The following is an 18,531-nucleotide window of genomic DNA, read 5'->3' as shown; positions in this document are numbered from 1 at the left end:
AACGCGCCGAAAGTAGTTGGGGGATCGCTCCCTGCGAGGATAGGACGTTGCCGCGCAAACTAAAAGGACTGACAATTTTGTCAGTCCTTTTTTGTTTATAGAGGTAGGCACTTTAAATTAGGCAACCTGTGTGAAGGCAAGATTTCGATAATCAACAATCGGGGTCTTGCCTTTTGCTTTGTCTTTAACACTGCCTGCATTGTAATAGTTGATCTATGGCCGCCACAGCATTAACTCGCTATTGCATTGAACAAGGTCTGTTTGCTTTGGTAATAAGGCTCATAATACAAATCAATTTCATGGTGTAGAGGAAACTTTCCGTTATTCCATTATCTAAACAGTTTGTTCGGTGAGACAGGCGGCAACATGTTTGATAGTGGTCGATTGATTGAGTCACCAATTGCCAAAATACTAGTGGGCAGAATTGGTGGAACTATCTTGGGCGAAGATGTCCCATAGCTTTTGCTCACTGGGACGGAGAATGGTAGATTCACGGACGGCACAGTAGCAATGAAGCGACTGTTGAACATCAAGAAGGGGAATTTGTAGCAAGTGATCCTGGTCGGTGATGGCCGCAGTACTGAGATAGGCAATTCCCAGATTGCTTTGCACCAACCGCTTAATAATCTGGATATCGGCTCCCCGATAAATCACTTTAGGCCGAACACGGGTCTGCCGGCAGAGTTCGTTGAAAGCAGTGTAGTGAACGAATTCTTTGTTGAAACCAATGAAACGTTCGTGCCGTAGTTGAGCAAAGTGAATGGGATCATGGATGGCCTGTAGTTGCCTGTTTTCTAGACTGGCGGCGATCACTAAGGGGTAGTTGCCAATCTGGACGGTACGAATGCCCAGTTCCTTTAATGGTGTCAGTGATCCCAATAAGGCCATATCAATTTCACCCTTGCGCAGCATTTTTAGCAATTGCGCTGAACCATATTCGACAACATCCAACAAGGATAAAATGTCGGCGTTCATTAATTGGGGCGCAAAATTAGGGACCAGGTAATTACCGATGATTGGCGGCAGGCCGAAACGAATCCGGTTTTGGTGCACCCGGTCGATGTCGGCCTGGGCAACATCCAGTTCGTTTAGTATCGACAATACGTGCCGATCCAACTGCTTGCCAGTAACAGTGACATGGAGTTGACCATGGGAACGGTCGCGGTCGAACAGCTTACTACCGAATTCGTCTTCCAGTCGTTTGATGGCTTGTGAAATAGTTGGCTGGCTGACATGGAAATAATCAGCAACTTTTGAAAAATTTTTTTGCTTCACCAGTTCATGAAAATAATTCAAATCTTTTGCATTCATGATAAAGCCCTCTACTAAAGTATTTTGAAACATCATATAATATCTTTTTATAATCCATACAACTTTTGACTATATTTTAACATGCCTTATATAATGCAAGTGAAAATTAACGAAGGACATATTGGGAGGCCATACAATGACAAACGCAAGTTCAATTCTAAATAACGCATTCTTAAACAAAGGAACAGCTTTTACTAAAGCAGAACGGAAGCAATTAGGTTTGACGGGTGCCCTGCCAGCACGGGTCCAAACCTTGGCTGAACAAGAAAAGCAAACTTACGCCCAGTTCAAGACGAAGCATCCAGGTTTGGAGCAGCGGCAGTTTTTGATGGACATCTTCAATACGAACCGGACCCTGTTCTTCTACCTGATGGGTCAGCACATTGTTGAAATGATGCCTATTGTTTATGACCCGGTGATTGCGGATTCGATCGAACAGTACAGCGACATCTTCGTTCAGCCGCAGGGCGCTGCCTTCTTGTCCGTTGACGATATCGCCAGCACCAAGGAACGGTTGGCCAACGCTGCGGATGGTCGCGACATTCGCCTGATCGTGGTAACTGATGGTGAAGCGATTCTAGGAATTGGCGACTGGGGTGTCAATGGGGTCGACATTTCCGTTGGTAAGCTGATGGTTTACACGGCCGCCGCTGGCATTGATCCATCACAGGTTTTGGCGGTCTCATTGGATGCCGGTACTAATAATGAAGAGTTGTTAAACGACCCTAATTATCTGGGCCTGCGTCACCCACGGGTCAAGGGAAAGAAGTACCACCAGTTGGTTGACGCCTTCATGGACGCCACTGAAGAATTGTTCCCTAAGGCTTTGGTTCACTTTGAGGACCTGGGCCGGGACAACGCATTGGACATCCTGCAGCAATACCAAACCAAGCGGCCAGTCTTTAACGATGACATTCAAGGGACTGGGATCATCTGCCTGGCTGGTGTGCTGGGTGCGCTGAAGATTTCCAAGGAAAAATTAGCCGACCAGAAGTTCCTGACTTTTGGTGCTGGTAACGCCGGAATGGGCATTGCCAACATGCTCTATGATGAACTGGTTCGTCAGGGCATGGATCCTGATGAAGCACGCCGTCACTTCTACTTGGTCGATGTTCAAGGGCTGTTGTTCAATGACACACCTGACCTGACGCCGGCACAGAAGGAATTCACCCGTGATCGCAGTGAATTTGCGAATGCGGACGAACTGACTAACCTGGCCGCCGTTGTTAAGGCCGTTCACCCAACCGTCATGATCGGTACTTCCAAGCAACCAGGTGCCTTCACTGAGGAGATTGTGAAGGAAATGGCTGCCCACACCAAGCGGCCAATCATCTTCCCAATTTCTAACCCAACCAAGCTGTTGGAAGCTCGTCCAGCCGACCTGCTGAAGTGGACGGATGGCCGGGTTCTGACCGCTACTGGTGTACCATTCGATGACATCACGTATAACAACACCACCTACACGATTGGCCAGGCCAACAACGCCTTGGTTTACCCAGCAGTTGGTATGGGGGCCATCGCTGCCGGTGCCAGTCAGGTTAACGAAAAGATGTTAGCCGCTGCTGCTTATGCACTGAGTGACATCATCGATCCAAACGCTGCTGGTGCTGCCGTTCTGCCGCCAGTTGCCCGCCTGGAAGAATTCACCGCCAAGGTTGCCAGCGTGGTTGCACAATCCGCAATTGATCAAGGATTAGCAGCTAAGGGCGTCACGGACGCTAAAAAGGCAGTCTTAGTTCACAAGTGGACACCAGCCTACTAATTTAATCGGGAAGGAGCGATTGCATGCAAGTATTTCTCACATCCGTTTCGAGTGTCGTTGAAATTGTCTTGATCATGGCATTAGGGTATATCCTGCGTCGCAATAACTGGTTTGCGGACTCGTTCGGCGGCAACATTGCGGCCTTGATCACCAAGATTGCCCTGCCAGCGTCGATTTTCATGAGTGTCATGAAGTACCTGACCAGGAATAAGCTGATGGGCCTGGGAGTAGGCCTGATCTTCCCTGCACTGGCCGTTGTGATCTCCTACATTTTCGCTTTTGTCTTGGTTAAACTCTTCCGGATTAAGCCGGGTCGGCGGGGTGTCTTCATTAACGGGATTGCCAACGCCAACACCATCTTCATTGGGATGCCATTGAACACCGCTCTCTTCGGCAACCAGGCCATGTCATATTTCCTGATTTACTACATTGTCAACACCGTTTCGACCTGGGCTTTCGGGGTTTACCTGATTCAAAATGATGATCCGACGCAACAAGGCAAGAAGAAGGAACGCGGCAAGATCAACTGGCAAAAGCTTCTGCCAATGCCACTGGTTGGTTTCGTGGTTTCGGTCATCTGGCTTCTGATTGGAATTCCAGTACCGAACTTCATCGGTCAAACCCTGTCCTATGTGGGCTCATTGGTTACGCCGCTGTCCTTGATTTACATCGGGATTGTGCTGTACGATGCCGGTTTGAATAACTTCCGCTTTGAACGTGACACGGTGTGGGCCTTAATTGGCCGTTTCATCATCTCACCACTGGCATTGATCATCTTAATCAAGATTGGTTTGGGTGCTGGCGTTCATCTGCCAAGCCTGATGCGGGGAACCTTTGTTGTTCAATCCGCAACACCAATGCTGGCCGTCCTGCCAATCTTAGCTGACGAAGCTCACGGTGATGTGAAGTATGCAACGAACATCGTGGTCATGAGCACCGTCTTGTTCGTTATCGTCGTACCAATTCTGATGTCTATTCTGCAATTTATTTAACGAACTCTCTTAAATTAAAGCTGAATTAAAGTGTGACGAGGTTAAAAGCCTGGCCACACTTTTTTGTTTTATGGGAAACATAGACCAACAAGTCCTTGTAAGCGACACTTACCGATGATCAGTTTGCCAACACCGCCTGTCTAAGGTCTATAATAAAAATAGACAGGAGGTGCGAGGATGACTGAAATTCAGGAAGGTTATATGCCGTTCGGCCAGTATCAGACATATTACCGCATTGTCGGCCGGTCGAGTGAGAAGACACCATTGGTCTTGCTGCACGGTGGCCCGGGATCGACCCACAATTATTTTGAGCTGTTCGATTCACTGGCCGAGGTTGATCACCGTCAGCTAATCATGTATGACCAGATCGGCTGTGGCAAGTCATCGATGCCGGACGACCCGCAACTTTACAACCGTGAGACCTGGGTCGAGGAACTGATGGCACTGCGCAAGTACCTGCATCTGGACCGAATTCACCTGTTGGGTCAATCATGGGGTGGCATGCTAGCCATCATCTACATGTGTGACCAGATGCCGGCGGGCGTGAAATCACTGATCTTGGCCAGTACACTGTCGGATTCGCAGTTATGGGGCCAGGAACAGCACCGGATGATCAAGTTTTTGCCGCAAAAAGAACAGGATGCAATCCAGCAAGCCGAGCAAAGCGGCAATTACCAAAGTGCAGCCTATCAGGCAGCTAACGCCCACTATATGCACTTGCACTGTGCCGATGAACCCAGCCGCGATTCGCCAGAGTGTCTGAAGCGTGAAAAGAATGCTGGCGAGGTCGCTTACAACGCCGCCTGGGGTCCGAATGAGTACACCCCGATCGGCAATCTGAAGGACTATGATTACACCGCCAAGTTGGCCCACTTATATACACCAACTTTAATTACCAGCGGCACCAATGACTTATGTACACCACTGGTTGCCAAGACGATGGCGGATGCGTTGCCGAACGCCAGCTGGCACTTGTTCGCCGGCACCCGGCACATGTCGTTCGTTGAAAAACCAATGGAATATAAGAATTTACTAATGAACTGGCTCAATAGTCATGACTGATTTATAATAAGTAATAGACATCGAGAAAGCGTTACCAAAAGAAAGGAAGCTTTATATGAGTTAAACCCGCGCGAGTAGCTAGCGAGCGGGATTCCCGCAACTATCCCGGTGGCGACCGGAAACATGACAATAGTTGGGCTAGTCACAAGCGTCTAGTTAATGAGATATGGATCCTTTTTGAACATAATTGAAGGAGTGAATCTAAAATGGTTGAATTTTCAAAACGTGTTCCAGCAGATGGCACCGATGCAGTTGGTGTAATTTTAAACTCTGCTTCTGACCCGAATGTTATTTCCTTTGCTGGTGGCCTTCCAGCTGGTGAACTTTTCCCAATCAAAGAAATGGAAAAGGCAACCGATGAGGCTTATGAAAAGCATGGTGAAGCGGCCATGCAATACGGTTCTGCCAGTGGTGTGGTTGAACTGCGGAAGCAATTGCTGAAGCGGTCCGAAGAAAAGGAAAACATCAAGGCCGAATTAAAGAACATCATGATGACGACTGGTTCCGAACAGGCCCTGGACTTGATGGGGAAGACCTTCATCAACCCAGGTGACGCGGTTCTGTTGGAAGAACCAACCTACCTGTGTGCCGTCGACGTCTTCCGTTCCTATGGGGCTGAATTCGTTGGCGTTGAGATGGATGACAATGGTATGCGGACTGACAAGCTGGAAGAAGCTCTGAAGGCACACCCAGAAGCTAAGTTGATCTACACCATTCCTAACTACCAGAACCCATCTGGCCGGACCATGTCATTAGAACGGCGGAAGAAAGTGGCTGAATTGGCTGCTAAGTACGACGTTTATGTTTTGGAAGATAACCCTTATGGTGATATTCGCTTCGCGGGTGAAGAGCACATTCCAAGCATTAAGTCATTCGACACCACTGACCACGTGGTTTACACGAGTACCTTCTCCAAGATCCTGGCACCAGGCTTCCGTTTAGGCTGGGTCATCGCTAACGACTACCTGATCAAGAAGCTGACGGTCATGAAGCAGTCAGCCGACCTGCAGACTGATAACCTGGTTCAATACGCTTGCTCTGCATTCTTGAAGAACAACGACATTGACGCTCACATCAAGGAAATCTCCAAGGTCTACAGTGAACGTAAGGACCGGATGGTAGAAGACATCAAGAAGTACTTCCCAAAGGGTGTTCAATGCACCAATCCTCATGGTGGGATGTTCCTGTGGGTAACGGTTCCTGGCGTAGAAGACACGGTTGAACTCTTCAAGCAATGCCTGAAGCACAACGTTGCCTTTGTACCAGGCGACCCATTCTTTGGTACCAACCCAGTACCAGGAACCTTCCGTCTGAACTACTCCTGCATGCCAATTGACAAGATTGACGAAGGGATTCAGCGTTTAGGCAAGGCTCTGCAAGAAGCTATCGAAAACTAATCGTAAATAACTATTCAGAAGAGGGCGGCAGGTGCGGCCCTCTTTTGTGTTAAGGAGGTAATGATATGTCTGATCCAGTATTAGAACGTTATTCAGTGCGGAAATTTAAGAATGAGCCAGTAAGTGAAGAGGCAATTCAAAAGCTGACGGCGGCTTTTCAGGCGTCCCCCTGTGGCATGCACCAAATGGACGTTATGCGCGGGGTCATTGTTAGTGATGAAAAACTGCGGCAAGCAATTGAAACTGCCAGCAACAATGCCTGCTACCAGGCCCCATTGCTCTTTGTTTTGGCAGCCAAGCATGATAGTAATTTTGCCGAACGGGATGCTTCCGTTGCGGCCGAAAATATCATGATTGAAGCCACAAGTCTGGGCCTAGGTTCGGTCTACGTCATGGGCGGTGCGGTTGCCTTGAACAAACATCAGGATATTTTGCAGCAACTAGACCTGCCAGCCGGTTTTGACGTTGAAACGATTGTCGCCATTGGCAAATCGGCGGTTGAACCAAACCACGAAGATCGCTCACAACGTTATCAATTAACAAGAAAATAATAAAAACTATTGACTAATCTTAAAATTTGATTAGAATGAAGGCAATTAATTGATGAGGGGTATTGAAAATGGTTCAACACATTCATACTGAATTGAATAATGTGTATTATTGCTGGTTCTGGAAGTAAATTCCTAGAATCAACAACCATTTGTGCTGGTTCTAGGATGAATATCATCCCGCGACCAGCAATCATCACCAACTAATTACGTTGAAATGAAAACCGACCCGGGGTGCAAATTAACTGCATCCCGGTTTTTATTTTAAGGAGGAAACGACTATGCCAGAAATGAGTTCTAAATTGCAATCCCGCTTCAATCGTCAATTAAAAAACGTTGCCCCGAGTCCGATTCGGGTTTTCGATATGAAGGCCAGTGCCGTTCCGGGAATCGTTAAGTTGACCCTGGGTGAACCGGACTTCAACGTTCCGGATGTCTCCAAGCAGGCGGCCATCGACAGTATCAATAACAACGATTCACACTATTCCCCATCCGCCGGGACACCGGAATTACGCAAGGCAATCGCTCACTTCATGGCGGACCGTTACGGTTTGAAGTACGACCCGAACGGTGAAATTGTTGTCACTATTGGGGCAACGGAAGCCATTTACGCCGCACTGTTTGCGTTGATTAACCCTGGCGACAAGGTCGTTATCCCAACTCCAACCTTCCCACTCTACGAAGCAATCGCCGCCATGCTGGGTGCCCAGGTCATCACGATCGACACCAGCAGCAATGGCTTCGTTTTGAGCCCCGAAATGCTAAAGGAAACAATGGCAAAGGCCGGCGACGTCAAGGCAGTCGTTTTGAACTACCCATCAAACCCAACCGGTGTGACCTACTCCGCTGATCAGCTGAAGGCCATCGCTGATGTGCTGGCAGATACGGACACGGTTGTGATTGCGGACGAAATTTACTCCGAACTGGTTTACGAAGACCACCACACTTCTCTGGCCAAGTTCCTGCCCGGTCAGACCGTGATCCTGAACGGGGCCTCCAAGTCCGGTGCCATGACTGGTTACCGGGTTGGCTTCGTCGCCGCACCAGCTGGTTTAGCCAAGATGATCGGCATGGTTCACTCACTGATGATTACCAGTCCGGCCGACCCATCCATGGCCGCTGCGGTACCAGTCTTTGCTAGTGAAGCAGGCAAGCAGGCAACGGACAAGATGCGGGCCGCTTACCAAGAACGGCGTGACGTCCTCGTTAGTGGTCTGACCGACTTAGGTTTCACGGTTGCCAAGCCAAACGGCGCCTTCTACGTCTTCGCCAAACTGCCGGCTAGTCAGGGAACCGATGACGTTGCCTTCGCTCAGAAGTTAGTTGACGAAGCCAAGGTGGCCACCATTCCTGGTTCTTACTTCGGTGCTGGTGGTGCCGGTTACCTGCGGCTCAGTTACGCAACCAGCATGGACAACATTCACGAAGCTTTGCAACGCATTACTAAGATGCTGAATAAATAACAGGGGTGGCTTTTATGACCAAAATTTTAATGACTAGTGTGCGGCCGGACGAACAAGCCGCAATTGACAACTTTGCAAAAGAACATCAAGTCGATATTGTCACAACACCAAAACCGTTTCTTGATGACGATGTAGTCAACATGACCAAGGACGTTGATGGCCTGGTGATTCAACAACACGCCGCCGTTCCCGATGCCGCTTTGAAGCAGGTAGCAGCCAATGGTCTGAAGCAGATTGCTACGCGGACGGCCGGGGTGGACACGATCAACCTTGACCTGGCCCACCAATTGGGACTCAAAGTGACCAACGTGCCGGCATACTCGCCCCGCAGTGTTGCCGAATTTGCCCTGATGCAGATCTTCCGCCTCTTGCGTAAGACCTACAGCTTTGATCACCGCGTGGCGCAGGATGATTTCCGTTGGGCTGGCCTGCAGGCGATGGAGATTCACTCCGCCACGATCGGTATCATCGGTGTCGGCCGGATTGGTGGCACCTTGGCCAAGCTGCTCCACGCGTTGAATGCCCATGTCCTGGGATTCGATGTTAAACCACGCACCGACATGGACGGGATCGTCGAATACGTATCCAAGGAAGAGCTGCTGAAGCGCTCAGATGTGGTTTCCCTGCACGTCGACCTGAACCCAACTTCTAAGGGGCTCTTATCGGAACCCGACTTCAAGCTGATGAAGAAGACGGCCGGCCTGGTCAACGCTTCTCGGGGCCCAGTCGTTGTCACGAAGGACCTGGTTGCCGCTTTGCAAAACCACGAACTGGCCGCCGCAGCCCTGGATACGGTCGAAGGCGAGGAACACGTCTTCAACAAAGACCTGACGAGCAAGGGCCTGGACGACCTGCCGTTGGTCAAGCAATTGCACGACATGGACAACGTCATTTTGACGCCTCACATTGCCTTCTTTACCAACATTGCCGTTCAAAACATGGTCGACATTTCCTTGACGGATGTCATGACCATTTTGGCTGGCAAACAATCGGACCATGAACTTTAATTCATTCAACTAAGACAAAGTTTGCAAGCAAACACTCGCCGGGGTAACTTGGCGGGTGTTTTTTTATTGGTCAAATCATGTTAAAGTATGATTATTGACTTGTAAGCGATCCCACGTGACGGGAGTGAGGAGAAAATATGCGAAAACCGTTTATTGCCGCCAACTGGAAGATGCACAAAAACGTGCAGGAATCAGTTGACTTCGTTAAAGCGATCAAGGATAAACTGCCTGATCCGCAAAAAGTCGAGGTGGGGATTGCGCCCCAGTCGATTGCTTTGCATAGCATGAAGCAGGCGGCCGGCAAGTCGGGCCTGAAAATCATTGCGCAAAATTGTGCTGCCGAATATTCGGGCCCTTACACGGGTGAAATCAGTTTGCGCGGCCTGCGGGACTCCGGAATTGACTACGCAATGCTGGGTCACATCGAACGCCGGCGCTTGTTTAACGAAAACAACAAAGCGGTTAACAAGAAGGTGCTCGCAGCCGTTCAGATGGGGGTTACGCCGATCATCTGTACGGATGAGGAAATGGTGCAGAAGGAGATCAACGGTGAGATCCACTACGTCTTCTCTCAGCTGATGAGTGTCCTGCACGGGATCTCGATGGACCAGATTAAGAATGTCGTGATTTCCTATGAACCAACCTGGGCAGTGGGGGCCGGCCAGCACGCCAACCCAACCATGGCTGAGGAAGGCTGCCGGCAGATCCGGCGCACGATTGCGGATGTTTACACCTACGAGATTGCTGATAAGATTCGGATCCTGTATGGCGGCAGCGTCAATCCCGCAAACATTAAGAAGATTATGGGAAAGCCCGATGTTGACGGGGTCCTGATTGGCAGAGCCAGTTTGGATGTGGACTCCTTTCTGCAAATGGTGCAGCACTTTAACAAATAATTGATTAACTTGAAAAACCGGCGTGGTGCTTGTTGACGAAAACAGGCAGCCACGCTTTTTTATGGCGCATGTTATATACTGGATTAAGGTAAACAACGATGGCTATGTGATTGCAGTCATCGGCGAAGGAGGCAAAGCATGAAGTTTATTTCATGGAATATCGATTCACTCAACGCGGCACTAACCGGCACCTCAACACGTGCTGGGGAAACCCGCGAAGTTTTGCAGAAGATTGAGGCTGCCCAGCCGGATGCGTTTGCCATTCAGGAAACCAAATTATCCAAAAACGGGCCAACCAAAAAACACCAAGCAGCCCTGGCTGAGATGTTTTCCGAATACGACTATGCCTGGCGCAGCTCCGTTGAACCAGCTCGCAAAGGATACGCCGGCACCATGTATCTTTATCGTCACGGCCTGACGCCAACGGTCACCAAGCCGAAAATCGGTGCCCCCAGCACGATGGATGACGAGGGACGCCTGTTGACCCTGGAATTTCCGGACTTCTACCTGGTAGATGTTTACACGCCAAATTCCGGTGAAGGCTTGCGGCGCTTGGCTGATCGGCAGAAATGGGATGACTGCTACCGGGAATACCTGCACCAGTTGGACCAAAAGAAGCCGGTGCTGGCGAGCGGCGACTTCAATTGTGCCCATGAGCCGATTGACCTTGCCCACCCCGAAAACAACCACCATTCGGCCGGCTTCACGGATGAAGAACGGGAGCACTTTACCAAGCTCCTGAAGGCTGGTTTCGTTGATTCGTTCCGTTACCTGTATCCCGACCAGGCCGGTGCCTATTCTTGGTGGGCACAGCGGGTCCGGACCAGCAAGCAGAACAACTCGGGCTGGAGAATCGACTACTGGCTGGTCAGTGACCGGATTAAGGAAAAGATTCAAGAATCAAAAATGATCGATTCGGGGAAGCGACGTGACCACACTCCGATCGAGTTAGACATTGATTTATAAGGAGAAGCACATGTATCAAGAAAAGAAATTTGATTGGATGTCGTTGATTTTAGGGATTGTGTTCATCGTCCTGGGTTGTTGGTCACTGAAGAACCCGGACACCACCTTGTCCTTACTGTCCATTTTGGTCGGGGTTGGTGCCCTATTGAAGGGGATCTATGAATTCTGGCTGCGGTCAACCATTAACACCCTGCTGGGCACCCGCTCGACCTGGCTGTTGATCATGTCGATCCTGGACATCGTGCTGGGCTGCGTATTCATTTTCCGGATTGCGGCTGGCGTCATGACGATCTCCATCATCTTTGCCTTTTGGTTCATCATCGACTGTATCGGGCAACTGTCCGTCGCAAGCTTTTACAAGCAGTTCCACAAGGGCTACTACTGGTGGCTGGTGATCTTAAACATTTTAGGGATCATCGTTGGGATTGCCTTATTGTTCAACCCAATGGTCTCCGCAATGACGATTGTCTGGCTGATTTCATGCTTCCTCTTGCTGATCGGCTTCGTGGCCATTGTGGCGGCATTCTAATTGCTAAAATATGTTGATTAAGGACGCAACTCAGGGATAATGCTGGTTGCGTTCTTTCTGTCTGATGATGTGAAGCGACGATGAATAATCAGTATTTGACGGATGAACAACGGGTGCTGGTCGCCAAGATGGAATACCAGTTGTTGACGCCGGGCCAAAAGCTGCAATTGGGTAACCGAACACTGGGCATCGTTCTGCAGCATATCTACACGGCTGATGGTTTTCAGGCGTTCGTCATCGGTAATCGGTGGGCCAACCCACGCCAAGTGACGATCCTCTTCAAGGGTTCGTCCGGTCTCATTCGCGGTAACAAAGAGACGATTACGAATGAGTGGCTGAATACCAATTTTCCTATCTTGTGGTCATTATTGTTTCAAAACCACCAGGTGCCGGCACAGTTGACGACGGCGGCGCGGATGCTGAACCGCCTGTTGAAGCAATACCCGCAAGCCAAGTTTTATCTTTATGGTCATTCCTTAGGCGCAATCAACCTGCAGTATGCACTGGCCCATTGTCGCTACCTGGGGCGGATCAAACAGGTCAACTTATATGAGGGCCCCAACCTGTATATCCTGATGAACCACCGAGAGCAGCAGCGGGTGCGCAAGTTCAAGCACAAGACGGATAATTACGTGGACGTCAACGATCCCGTCACACTGGGCTATTATGATGGTCGTCATCTCGTGGGCAAACTTCATTATGTTAATTGTGAACCACTCCCACCGGTGACCGCGCACATGTGGGGCGGCTATCGCTTCTGGCCCAGTGGTCGCCTCATGACCAAGCGGGTTGACGAAGATTTTCGGTTAGTCGCAGATCGACAACAGCAATTGATGGCGATTGGGGCGTCGATGAATGCCAGCTGGCGGCAGTGGCGGATGGCCGCTCAGGAACAACGCGCAGAATTTCAGAGCCGGTTGCAGAAACTCAGCCCGAGTGCAGTGGTTGCGGATGGCTTATTCAACCGTGATCAATTGCGGAAGTGGTGGGATGACGTGGTAGAATAAAGAACATAAATGGCAAAAGAGAAAAGGATCGGTGAGTATGGCGACAGTATTGGTTTTACCAAGTGTTTTAACCCCAACGGATGCTTGGAAAAAGTTGAAAGTAGGGCATCGTAATCTGCAAGTGGTGGATTATCAACAGCTGGATGTGCCCGATTTTTCATTTGACCAATTGGCAACAGCCTGTGAGCAACTGGCGCAGCAAGCACCACAGCCAGTGGTCTTGATCGGTGAAGGTGTGGGATCATTGTTAGCGTTGAAGATTGCCACCACCATGTTTGGCCGCTTAGACCGCTTAGTGCTGGTGGCCGCACAATACAAGAACCGCTCTGGCTTGTTGGTTGGCCTGTTTACCAACCCGACGATTAGCAGCCAACAGAAGCGAACACTGAGCCGGTCAATGAAGGGCCTGGATATGACGAAGGCCTTAGTGCACATCATGTGTTCCACTTATGTTTACTGTGGTGAAAAGGACCGCTTTAGCCGGCAAGCATGTGAAGATATCGCGATGCGGTTGTTGGACGGTCACCTGAAGATTGTGCCAAAGATGGGTCGGCAGATTAATGAGGACGGCCTGCATGCGATCAGCGAGAACCTGCGTTAACAGTTGATTCTCTGGTTGGCAAGTCCGATGAATTTGGTTATACTGAGAGCGCCGTCTTAGCTCAGATAGGTAGAGCGCATCCATGGTAAGGATGAGGTCGGCGGTTCAAGCCCGCCAGACGGCTTATGAAAAGAGAGTGCGAGCCGTGACAAATTAGCCACCGAGTACTAAGGAAGCTCTGACGACGATTGCGAGTAGCAATCTAGTCAGAGCAATTTAGACGGAGGTGGCGGTCACGGCGAGCACGTTTAGTGCATGAAGGAGCTAACGAGATCTTCAACGAACGGCGACAGGGTCGTCGGAGTTGAAGTTCGTTAGCATGAGGAAGTTTAGGCCGAGCACGTTTAGCACAAGTGAGAGTACTAAGGAAGCTCTGACGACGATTGCGAGTAGCAATCTAGGCAGAGCAATTTAGACGGAGGCGGCGGTCACGGCGAGCACGTTTAGCACAATAATTATAAAAACCAGCCGTTAGTGCAAGCTAGCGGCTGGTTTTTTATGTGATCATTTGATTTACTTTAGTCAATGAAAGCGCTACATTTAGGTCGTTGATTCTTAATAATGGAAATCTTCGTCAACAAGTCGTCAGCAGTCATAGTTTGCTAATCAGGAAGGACTTAGATGTAATGCCAATCGAATTATTAACTCAGAAAAAGGGTCCAAAAATCAGTAAGTACATTTACGGCCAATTTTCGGAACATTTAGGCCATGGTATTTACGGTGGAATCTACGTGGGTAAGGATTCTGATATTCCGAATGTCAACGGGTTGCGCAGCGATGTCGTGAACGCGTTGAAGAAGATCCACGTTCCGGTTCTCCGCTGGCCGGGTGGACTATTTGCGGATACCTATCACTGGAAGGATGGCATTGGTCCTAAAGCTGGCCGTAAGAAGATCGTTAATACCAACTGGGGCGATGTGACTGAAGATAATTCGTTTGGGACTCACGAGTATTTTGAACTGCTCCGTCAGCTGGGTGCGGATGCCTACATTAACGCAAACATCGGCAGCGGCACCGTTCAAGAAATGGCGGAATGGGTTGAATATATGACCATGGCCGGCGAGTCGCCAATGGCCAATTTGCGGCGCCAAAACGGTCGTCAAGATCCTTGGAAGCTGAAGTTCTTTGGCATTGGCAACGAATCGTGGGGCGGTGGCGGCAACATGCGCCCAGAGTATTACTCTGATGTTTACCGCCAGTACCAGACCTTCCTGCCGCAATATGATAAGGAACACCCGATTTACAAGGTTGCCTGCGGGCCAAACGAGGATGACTACAACTGGACCGACACGGTGATGAAGTATGCTGGCAAATACCTTGATGGGCTTAGCCTTCACTACTACACCTTGCCAACCGGAATTTGGCATCAGGGCGAAAAAGGCGACGCTACTGATTTTCCGGAAGAACAGTGGTGGTCAACGATTGCACACGCTAAACACATGGACGAGTTGATCACCAAGCACTCCACGATCATGGACCGTTACGATCCGGATCATCATGTTGACCTGATCGTTGATGAATGGGGCACTTGGTATAACGTCACCAAGGGCACTAACCCAGGATTCCTGCAGCAGCAAAATACGATTCGTGACGCAATGGTGGCTTCGATCATTTTGAATATTTTCCACCGTCACGCTGACCGGGTGCATATGGCCAACATTGCGCAGATGATCAATGTTCTTCAATCGATGATCCTGACCAAGGGAGATCAGATGATTAAGACGCCGACCTACTATGTGTTTGACATGTATCAGAAGCACATGGATGCCGAATTGGTTGAAGGCGTGGGCAACGTTCCAGAACACGTGACTTACACGGCTTCGCAAAAGAATGGGCAGTTAACCATTTCAATTACGAACTATGATTTAACGACTAAGCAGGCCGTTGACTTTACCGCTGCCGATGCTTATCAACGGATCGAAGCGGCAACGATTTTGACGGCGGATAAGATGGATGCGCACAACACCTTTGCAGATCCAAATATCGTTCATGAAGCTCCATTTAAAGGGGCAACGCTAACAAATGGTAAGTTACATTTGAAATTACCGCCAAAGAGTGTTGTAACGATCACGTTAAAGTACTAAAATGTTATTTATGACGCAAATGCCCCAGCAAAGATTGTCGAGCAATCAAGTTGGGGCTAATTAGATTGAAAAAACGATCACAATATAGGCTATTTTTATACCATAAAATTGATCGGCGGATAATTAATGAGCACTCCAAATCATTTTCAGATTGGAAATAGGATTTGGAGAGTTTATGCGTTAAAACCTGTCGTAACGAAGATTGCTAATGCAAAATTACATTGAAATGATTTAACGATATATAGGTGTCATCTAAGACCCTTAGTTAAAGCAGTATGGTATTTTAGCCCTGCTTAGCAGATACCATGCAAAATAGAATCAATATAATGTAAAAGAATTGGCGAGGGTGTAGAATTAATCCTATACAGATCGTTTATTTTTTCGTCTAACAGTTTTTAAGTTATCAATTACTAAACTGGCTTTTGTTATAAGAATAAAATTATAAAAATGTACTGGAAGGGGCAGTGTAGTGTTCAAGTCTGACAAATTACCTAAATATGCACTGAGAAAATTAACAGTTGGTGTGGCTTCTGTAATGATTGGTATGACCATTTTCAGCTTTGGCAATCCCAATTTTGTTAAAGCCGCCACGTCGAATGGTGATAATCCAGCATCAGATAAAAGTAAATCGAAGTCAGCCGATGATTCTATAAATAAGAAAACGCTTACTCTACACACCCCTGGGGCACATACTAGCAGCACTCAATCGACGACAGCTAGTTCCGCTGCTAAATCTTCAGCAGCTCATGAATTGTCAGCAGCATCTTCGGCTGATCTGACTCCAGCATCATCTGCAAATTCTGCTGCCCAATCCCAATCAACGAATGCTGATAGCCAAGCTATTGCAAGTGCCAACAGTGAAGCAAAAGTGGACTCTGCGGTTAATGCCAGTTCCGCCAATTCTGCCACTTCAGCTTCTTCAGCTTCTGCCAGCACTGCTGCTAATGACAGTACGAGTGTCCCTGCTAGCGATAAGCCGATGTCTGCTACTTCAAAGAGTGCTGCCAAGAGTGTGACGTTGAAAAAAGCTGACAGCGCGGCCAGTGCTGCTATTAAGGATGTTAAGAATACTAATAGTGAACAAGCAGCTCATGCTGAAGCCGATCAATCAGCTACTCCTGCATCCACCTCTGATACACCGCAAAGTACAAATTCTGCTAAACAAGACAAGCAAAATGAAACAAAACTTAAGTCAGATCATGCTGAACAGAAATCTGCTTCTGCTGCAAAAGTGACCCTGGATTCTTTAACCAAGGATTATATGGAGCTGAAGAAACAATTACCGTCAATGACCGAGCAGGAGCGGAATACTGCGTTAACTGCTTTAAAAAAGGAAATAGCCCAACTTTCTGCTGCTGATCAGATGAAATTGGCTAGTTTTATTGGAACAAGGGAAACGACCCCCAACTTGGATAGTGCAAAAGTCACCCATTTAGGGATTGTCAAGCTTACATTTTCAACTGAAGACCAACCCGCAGGCTGGTGGACGGATAAAATTGATTATAAAGTGCCGGAAGGATACGAACTTCAATATAAGTGGCAAAACTTTCTGTATCCTATTGGTTCAAACCCTAGTGACACAAACGATCCAATGAATTACTATGATAAAAATGGGATCATTGTTAAGTTAGTAAATAAGAGTACTGGTCGTACGGTAGATCAAAAATTGTTTCCCGTCATTACACTTGCTGTCCATAAGACGTACGCAGATTACTTTAATTTTGCTAAAAATAGTGATATGAAGGCCTTTACCCATGCTTTGGAGCCAGGATCTGTTCCAGGTTCTGATCGTCAGTTAGCTGCGAGTCCAGACATGTTGACGAAAATGACGATTGGAGATGTGACATATACCGGTCAAGAATTAGTTGACGCCGGTATTTTAAATAATATTGTTTGGTCAATGGCCCATAACACACCAGCTTCTTCAGATGGGAAAGAAGATTGGACAACAACTGCTGGTATTACTTTAATATTTAACGAGAAAAATAAGGATGGAGATCCTATAACCAGTAGACAATTTAATATTGATACAACTATCCGGAGTGCGAAGGGGACAGCAGCAACTTTTGCAACAACAAAGGGCAACAATACCTGGCACACTATTGATGTCGGTAATGGTGCTGATGACAAAGGTAACGCAAATAAAGGCGTTCGCAATGCAAATCATCTGGGTAGGTTTAATCCTACTTATACCTGGTTAAAGGATATGCCTCATGTTACACCTGGCATGACAGCTGCTCAGATAATTGCTGATCACAAACTGATGCAAGAAGATGTCAGCAAGTTAGAAGCTGGCCCGCATACTTTATATGTCTTAGTTTCATATAGTGCCGAAACATATAAGGATGGTGTAGCGACTACACGTCCAGATGGTTACCAGATTGTTAAAGTTCAAGTTAATAGCTTGAACCAAATTATTCATGTCCAGGCTCAGTCACCAGTTAATATTCATGCTGGTCAATTAGATTCTGACTTTGATACCGATTCAGCGGCTAGTCATATTTCTGCTTGGTACACTGACTTTGACGGCCAAAAGAAGAATTTGACGATTGATCCGAGTCAGTTTGGTCACAATGATTACCCAATTAAATCAATTACCTGGGATCAAAAGCCGGGCAGTTATGTTGATCCAAAAAGTCATAAAGCAGATAATACTAAGGCTTCCATTAAAGTGGTCTATGCTGATAGTGTGTCAGATCATAATGTAGATCAATCGATTGTCACAGTTAACTTAGATAAAGCGACCGCTAAGACTGGTTTGGAAATTAATGGTGGGGCCACTGTTGATAACAGTATTAATTCTGCTTTGCAAAGTAGAACTAGTGTTGATGGTTCTCAAGTTACCAGATGGCAACCTAGTTATGAATGAGTTTATGACCAAAATGGGACAGCACTTGATGCGAGCC

The 18,531-nt window shown here is 48.0% G+C and carries 15 protein-coding genes and 1 tRNA gene; 15 read left to right on the top strand and 1 reads right to left on the bottom strand.

The window, feature by feature from the left end; all coding sequences use genetic code 11:
* Window positions 1-411: 411 nt before the first annotated feature.
* Window positions 412-1,311, bottom strand: a complete 900-nt coding sequence (locus IV45_RS03510) for a LysR substrate-binding domain-containing protein (RefSeq protein WP_057740771.1) — start codon at window positions 1,309-1,311, stop codon at window positions 412-414.
* A 136-nt stretch (window positions 1,312-1,447) separates the two neighbouring features.
* Between IV45_RS03510 and IV45_RS03505 the strand changes: the two genes are divergently transcribed.
* The 15 genes from IV45_RS03505 (at window position 1,448) to IV45_RS03435 (ending at window position 18,494) form a co-directional block, all read left to right on the top strand.
* Window positions 1,448-3,073 (top strand): malolactic enzyme, encoded by a 1,626-nt coding sequence (locus tag IV45_RS03505; protein ID WP_057740769.1) that lies wholly within the window; start codon window positions 1,448-1,450, stop codon window positions 3,071-3,073.
* Window positions 3,074-3,096: 23 nt separating this feature from the next.
* Window positions 3,097-4,065 (top strand): AEC family transporter, encoded by a 969-nt coding sequence (locus tag IV45_RS03500; protein ID WP_057740767.1) that lies wholly within the window; start codon window positions 3,097-3,099, stop codon window positions 4,063-4,065.
* Window positions 4,066-4,242: 177 nt separating this feature from the next.
* Entirely contained in the window at window positions 4,243-5,127 is an 885-nt protein-coding gene (gene pepI / locus IV45_RS03495) for a proline iminopeptidase (protein WP_057740765.1), read from the top strand.
* Between the two features lie 206 nt (window positions 5,128-5,333).
* A complete protein-coding gene (locus IV45_RS03490) occupies window positions 5,334-6,524 on the top strand; it encodes an aminotransferase-like domain-containing protein (RefSeq protein WP_057740763.1) in 1,191 nt (396 codons plus the stop codon).
* A 65-nt stretch (window positions 6,525-6,589) separates the two neighbouring features.
* Window positions 6,590-7,075 carry a nitroreductase family protein gene (locus tag IV45_RS03485; RefSeq protein ID WP_057740761.1) on the top strand — a complete coding sequence of 162 codons (486 nt, stop codon included), beginning with the start codon at window positions 6,590-6,592 and terminating at the stop codon, window positions 7,073-7,075.
* A 278-nt stretch (window positions 7,076-7,353) separates the two neighbouring features.
* Window positions 7,354-8,535, top strand: coding sequence for an aminotransferase class I/II-fold pyridoxal phosphate-dependent enzyme (locus tag IV45_RS03480; protein WP_057740759.1), 1,182 nt, complete (start codon window positions 7,354-7,356; stop codon window positions 8,533-8,535).
* A gap of 14 nt (window positions 8,536-8,549) precedes the next feature.
* Window positions 8,550-9,542, top strand: a complete 993-nt coding sequence (locus IV45_RS03475; RefSeq protein WP_057740757.1) for a D-2-hydroxyacid dehydrogenase — start codon at window positions 8,550-8,552, stop codon at window positions 9,540-9,542.
* Between the two features lie 137 nt (window positions 9,543-9,679).
* Window positions 9,680-10,438 carry a triose-phosphate isomerase gene (gene tpiA, locus IV45_RS03470; RefSeq protein ID WP_057740755.1) on the top strand — a complete coding sequence of 253 codons (759 nt, stop codon included), beginning with the start codon at window positions 9,680-9,682 and terminating at the stop codon, window positions 10,436-10,438.
* Window positions 10,439-10,576: 138 nt separating this feature from the next.
* The gene (locus IV45_RS03465) at window positions 10,577-11,404 is read left to right on the top strand and encodes an exodeoxyribonuclease III (protein WP_057740753.1); all 828 of its coding nucleotides are present in this window, start codon (window positions 10,577-10,579) and stop codon (window positions 11,402-11,404) included.
* A 10-nt stretch (window positions 11,405-11,414) separates the two neighbouring features.
* Window positions 11,415-11,933 carry an HdeD family acid-resistance protein gene (locus IV45_RS03460; protein ID WP_057740751.1) on the top strand — a complete coding sequence of 173 codons (519 nt, stop codon included), beginning with the start codon at window positions 11,415-11,417 and terminating at the stop codon, window positions 11,931-11,933.
* Window positions 11,934-12,013: 80 nt separating this feature from the next.
* The gene (locus IV45_RS03455) at window positions 12,014-12,940 is read left to right on the top strand and encodes an alpha/beta hydrolase family protein (RefSeq protein ID WP_057740749.1); all 927 of its coding nucleotides are present in this window, start codon (window positions 12,014-12,016) and stop codon (window positions 12,938-12,940) included.
* Between the two features lie 37 nt (window positions 12,941-12,977).
* Complete coding sequence (locus IV45_RS03450; RefSeq protein ID WP_057740747.1) at window positions 12,978-13,541, top strand: alpha/beta hydrolase; 564 nt, start codon at window positions 12,978-12,980, stop codon at window positions 13,539-13,541.
* Between the two features lie 50 nt (window positions 13,542-13,591).
* Window positions 13,592-13,665 (top strand) — tRNA-Thr (locus IV45_RS03445).
* 502 nt (window positions 13,666-14,167) lie between these two features.
* On the top strand, window positions 14,168-15,625 hold the full coding sequence (locus IV45_RS03440; protein ID WP_057740746.1) for an alpha-N-arabinofuranosidase: 1,458 nt from the start codon (window positions 14,168-14,170) through the stop codon (window positions 15,623-15,625).
* 469 nt (window positions 15,626-16,094) lie between these two features.
* Window positions 16,095-18,494 carry a YSIRK-type signal peptide-containing protein gene (locus IV45_RS03435; RefSeq protein ID WP_057740745.1) on the top strand — a complete coding sequence of 800 codons (2,400 nt, stop codon included), beginning with the start codon at window positions 16,095-16,097 and terminating at the stop codon, window positions 18,492-18,494.
* Window positions 18,495-18,531 lie beyond the last annotated feature (37 nt).

The organism is Limosilactobacillus secaliphilus, from assembly GCF_001437055.1.
GTDB classification, from domain to species: domain Bacteria; phylum Bacillota; class Bacilli; order Lactobacillales; family Lactobacillaceae; genus Limosilactobacillus; species Limosilactobacillus secaliphilus.
Note: the sequence above shows the minus strand (reverse complement) of the source record. Positions and strands in the feature narration are given on the sequence as shown.

Excerpts from the sequence above, each read along its gene's own strand:
- IV45_RS03475 (WP_057740757.1), top strand. The coding sequence starts at position 8,550 with ATGACCAAAATTTTAATGACTAGTGTGCGGCCGGACGAACAAGCCGCA.
- tpiA (WP_057740755.1), top strand. The coding sequence starts at position 9,680 with ATGCGAAAACCGTTTATTGCCGCCAACTGGAAGATGCACAAAAACGTG.
- IV45_RS03465 (WP_057740753.1), top strand. The coding sequence starts at position 10,577 with ATGAAGTTTATTTCATGGAATATCGATTCACTCAACGCGGCACTAACC.
- IV45_RS03450 (WP_057740747.1), top strand. The coding sequence starts at position 12,978 with ATGGCGACAGTATTGGTTTTACCAAGTGTTTTAACCCCAACGGATGCT.
- IV45_RS03480 (WP_057740759.1), top strand. The coding sequence starts at position 7,354 with ATGCCAGAAATGAGTTCTAAATTGCAATCCCGCTTCAATCGTCAATTA.
- IV45_RS03440 (WP_057740746.1), top strand. The coding sequence starts at position 14,168 with ATGCCAATCGAATTATTAACTCAGAAAAAGGGTCCAAAAATCAGTAAG.
- pepI (WP_057740765.1), top strand. The coding sequence starts at position 4,243 with ATGACTGAAATTCAGGAAGGTTATATGCCGTTCGGCCAGTATCAGACA.
- IV45_RS03455 (WP_057740749.1), top strand. The coding sequence starts at position 12,014 with ATGAATAATCAGTATTTGACGGATGAACAACGGGTGCTGGTCGCCAAG.
- IV45_RS03490 (WP_057740763.1), top strand. The coding sequence starts at position 5,334 with ATGGTTGAATTTTCAAAACGTGTTCCAGCAGATGGCACCGATGCAGTT.
- IV45_RS03460 (WP_057740751.1), top strand. The coding sequence starts at position 11,415 with ATGTATCAAGAAAAGAAATTTGATTGGATGTCGTTGATTTTAGGGATT.
- IV45_RS03510 (WP_057740771.1), bottom strand. The coding sequence starts at position 1,311 with ATGAATGCAAAAGATTTGAATTATTTTCATGAACTGGTGAAGCAAAAA.
- IV45_RS03505 (WP_057740769.1), top strand. The coding sequence starts at position 1,448 with ATGACAAACGCAAGTTCAATTCTAAATAACGCATTCTTAAACAAAGGA.
- IV45_RS03485 (WP_057740761.1), top strand. The coding sequence starts at position 6,590 with ATGTCTGATCCAGTATTAGAACGTTATTCAGTGCGGAAATTTAAGAAT.
- IV45_RS03500 (WP_057740767.1), top strand. The coding sequence starts at position 3,097 with ATGCAAGTATTTCTCACATCCGTTTCGAGTGTCGTTGAAATTGTCTTG.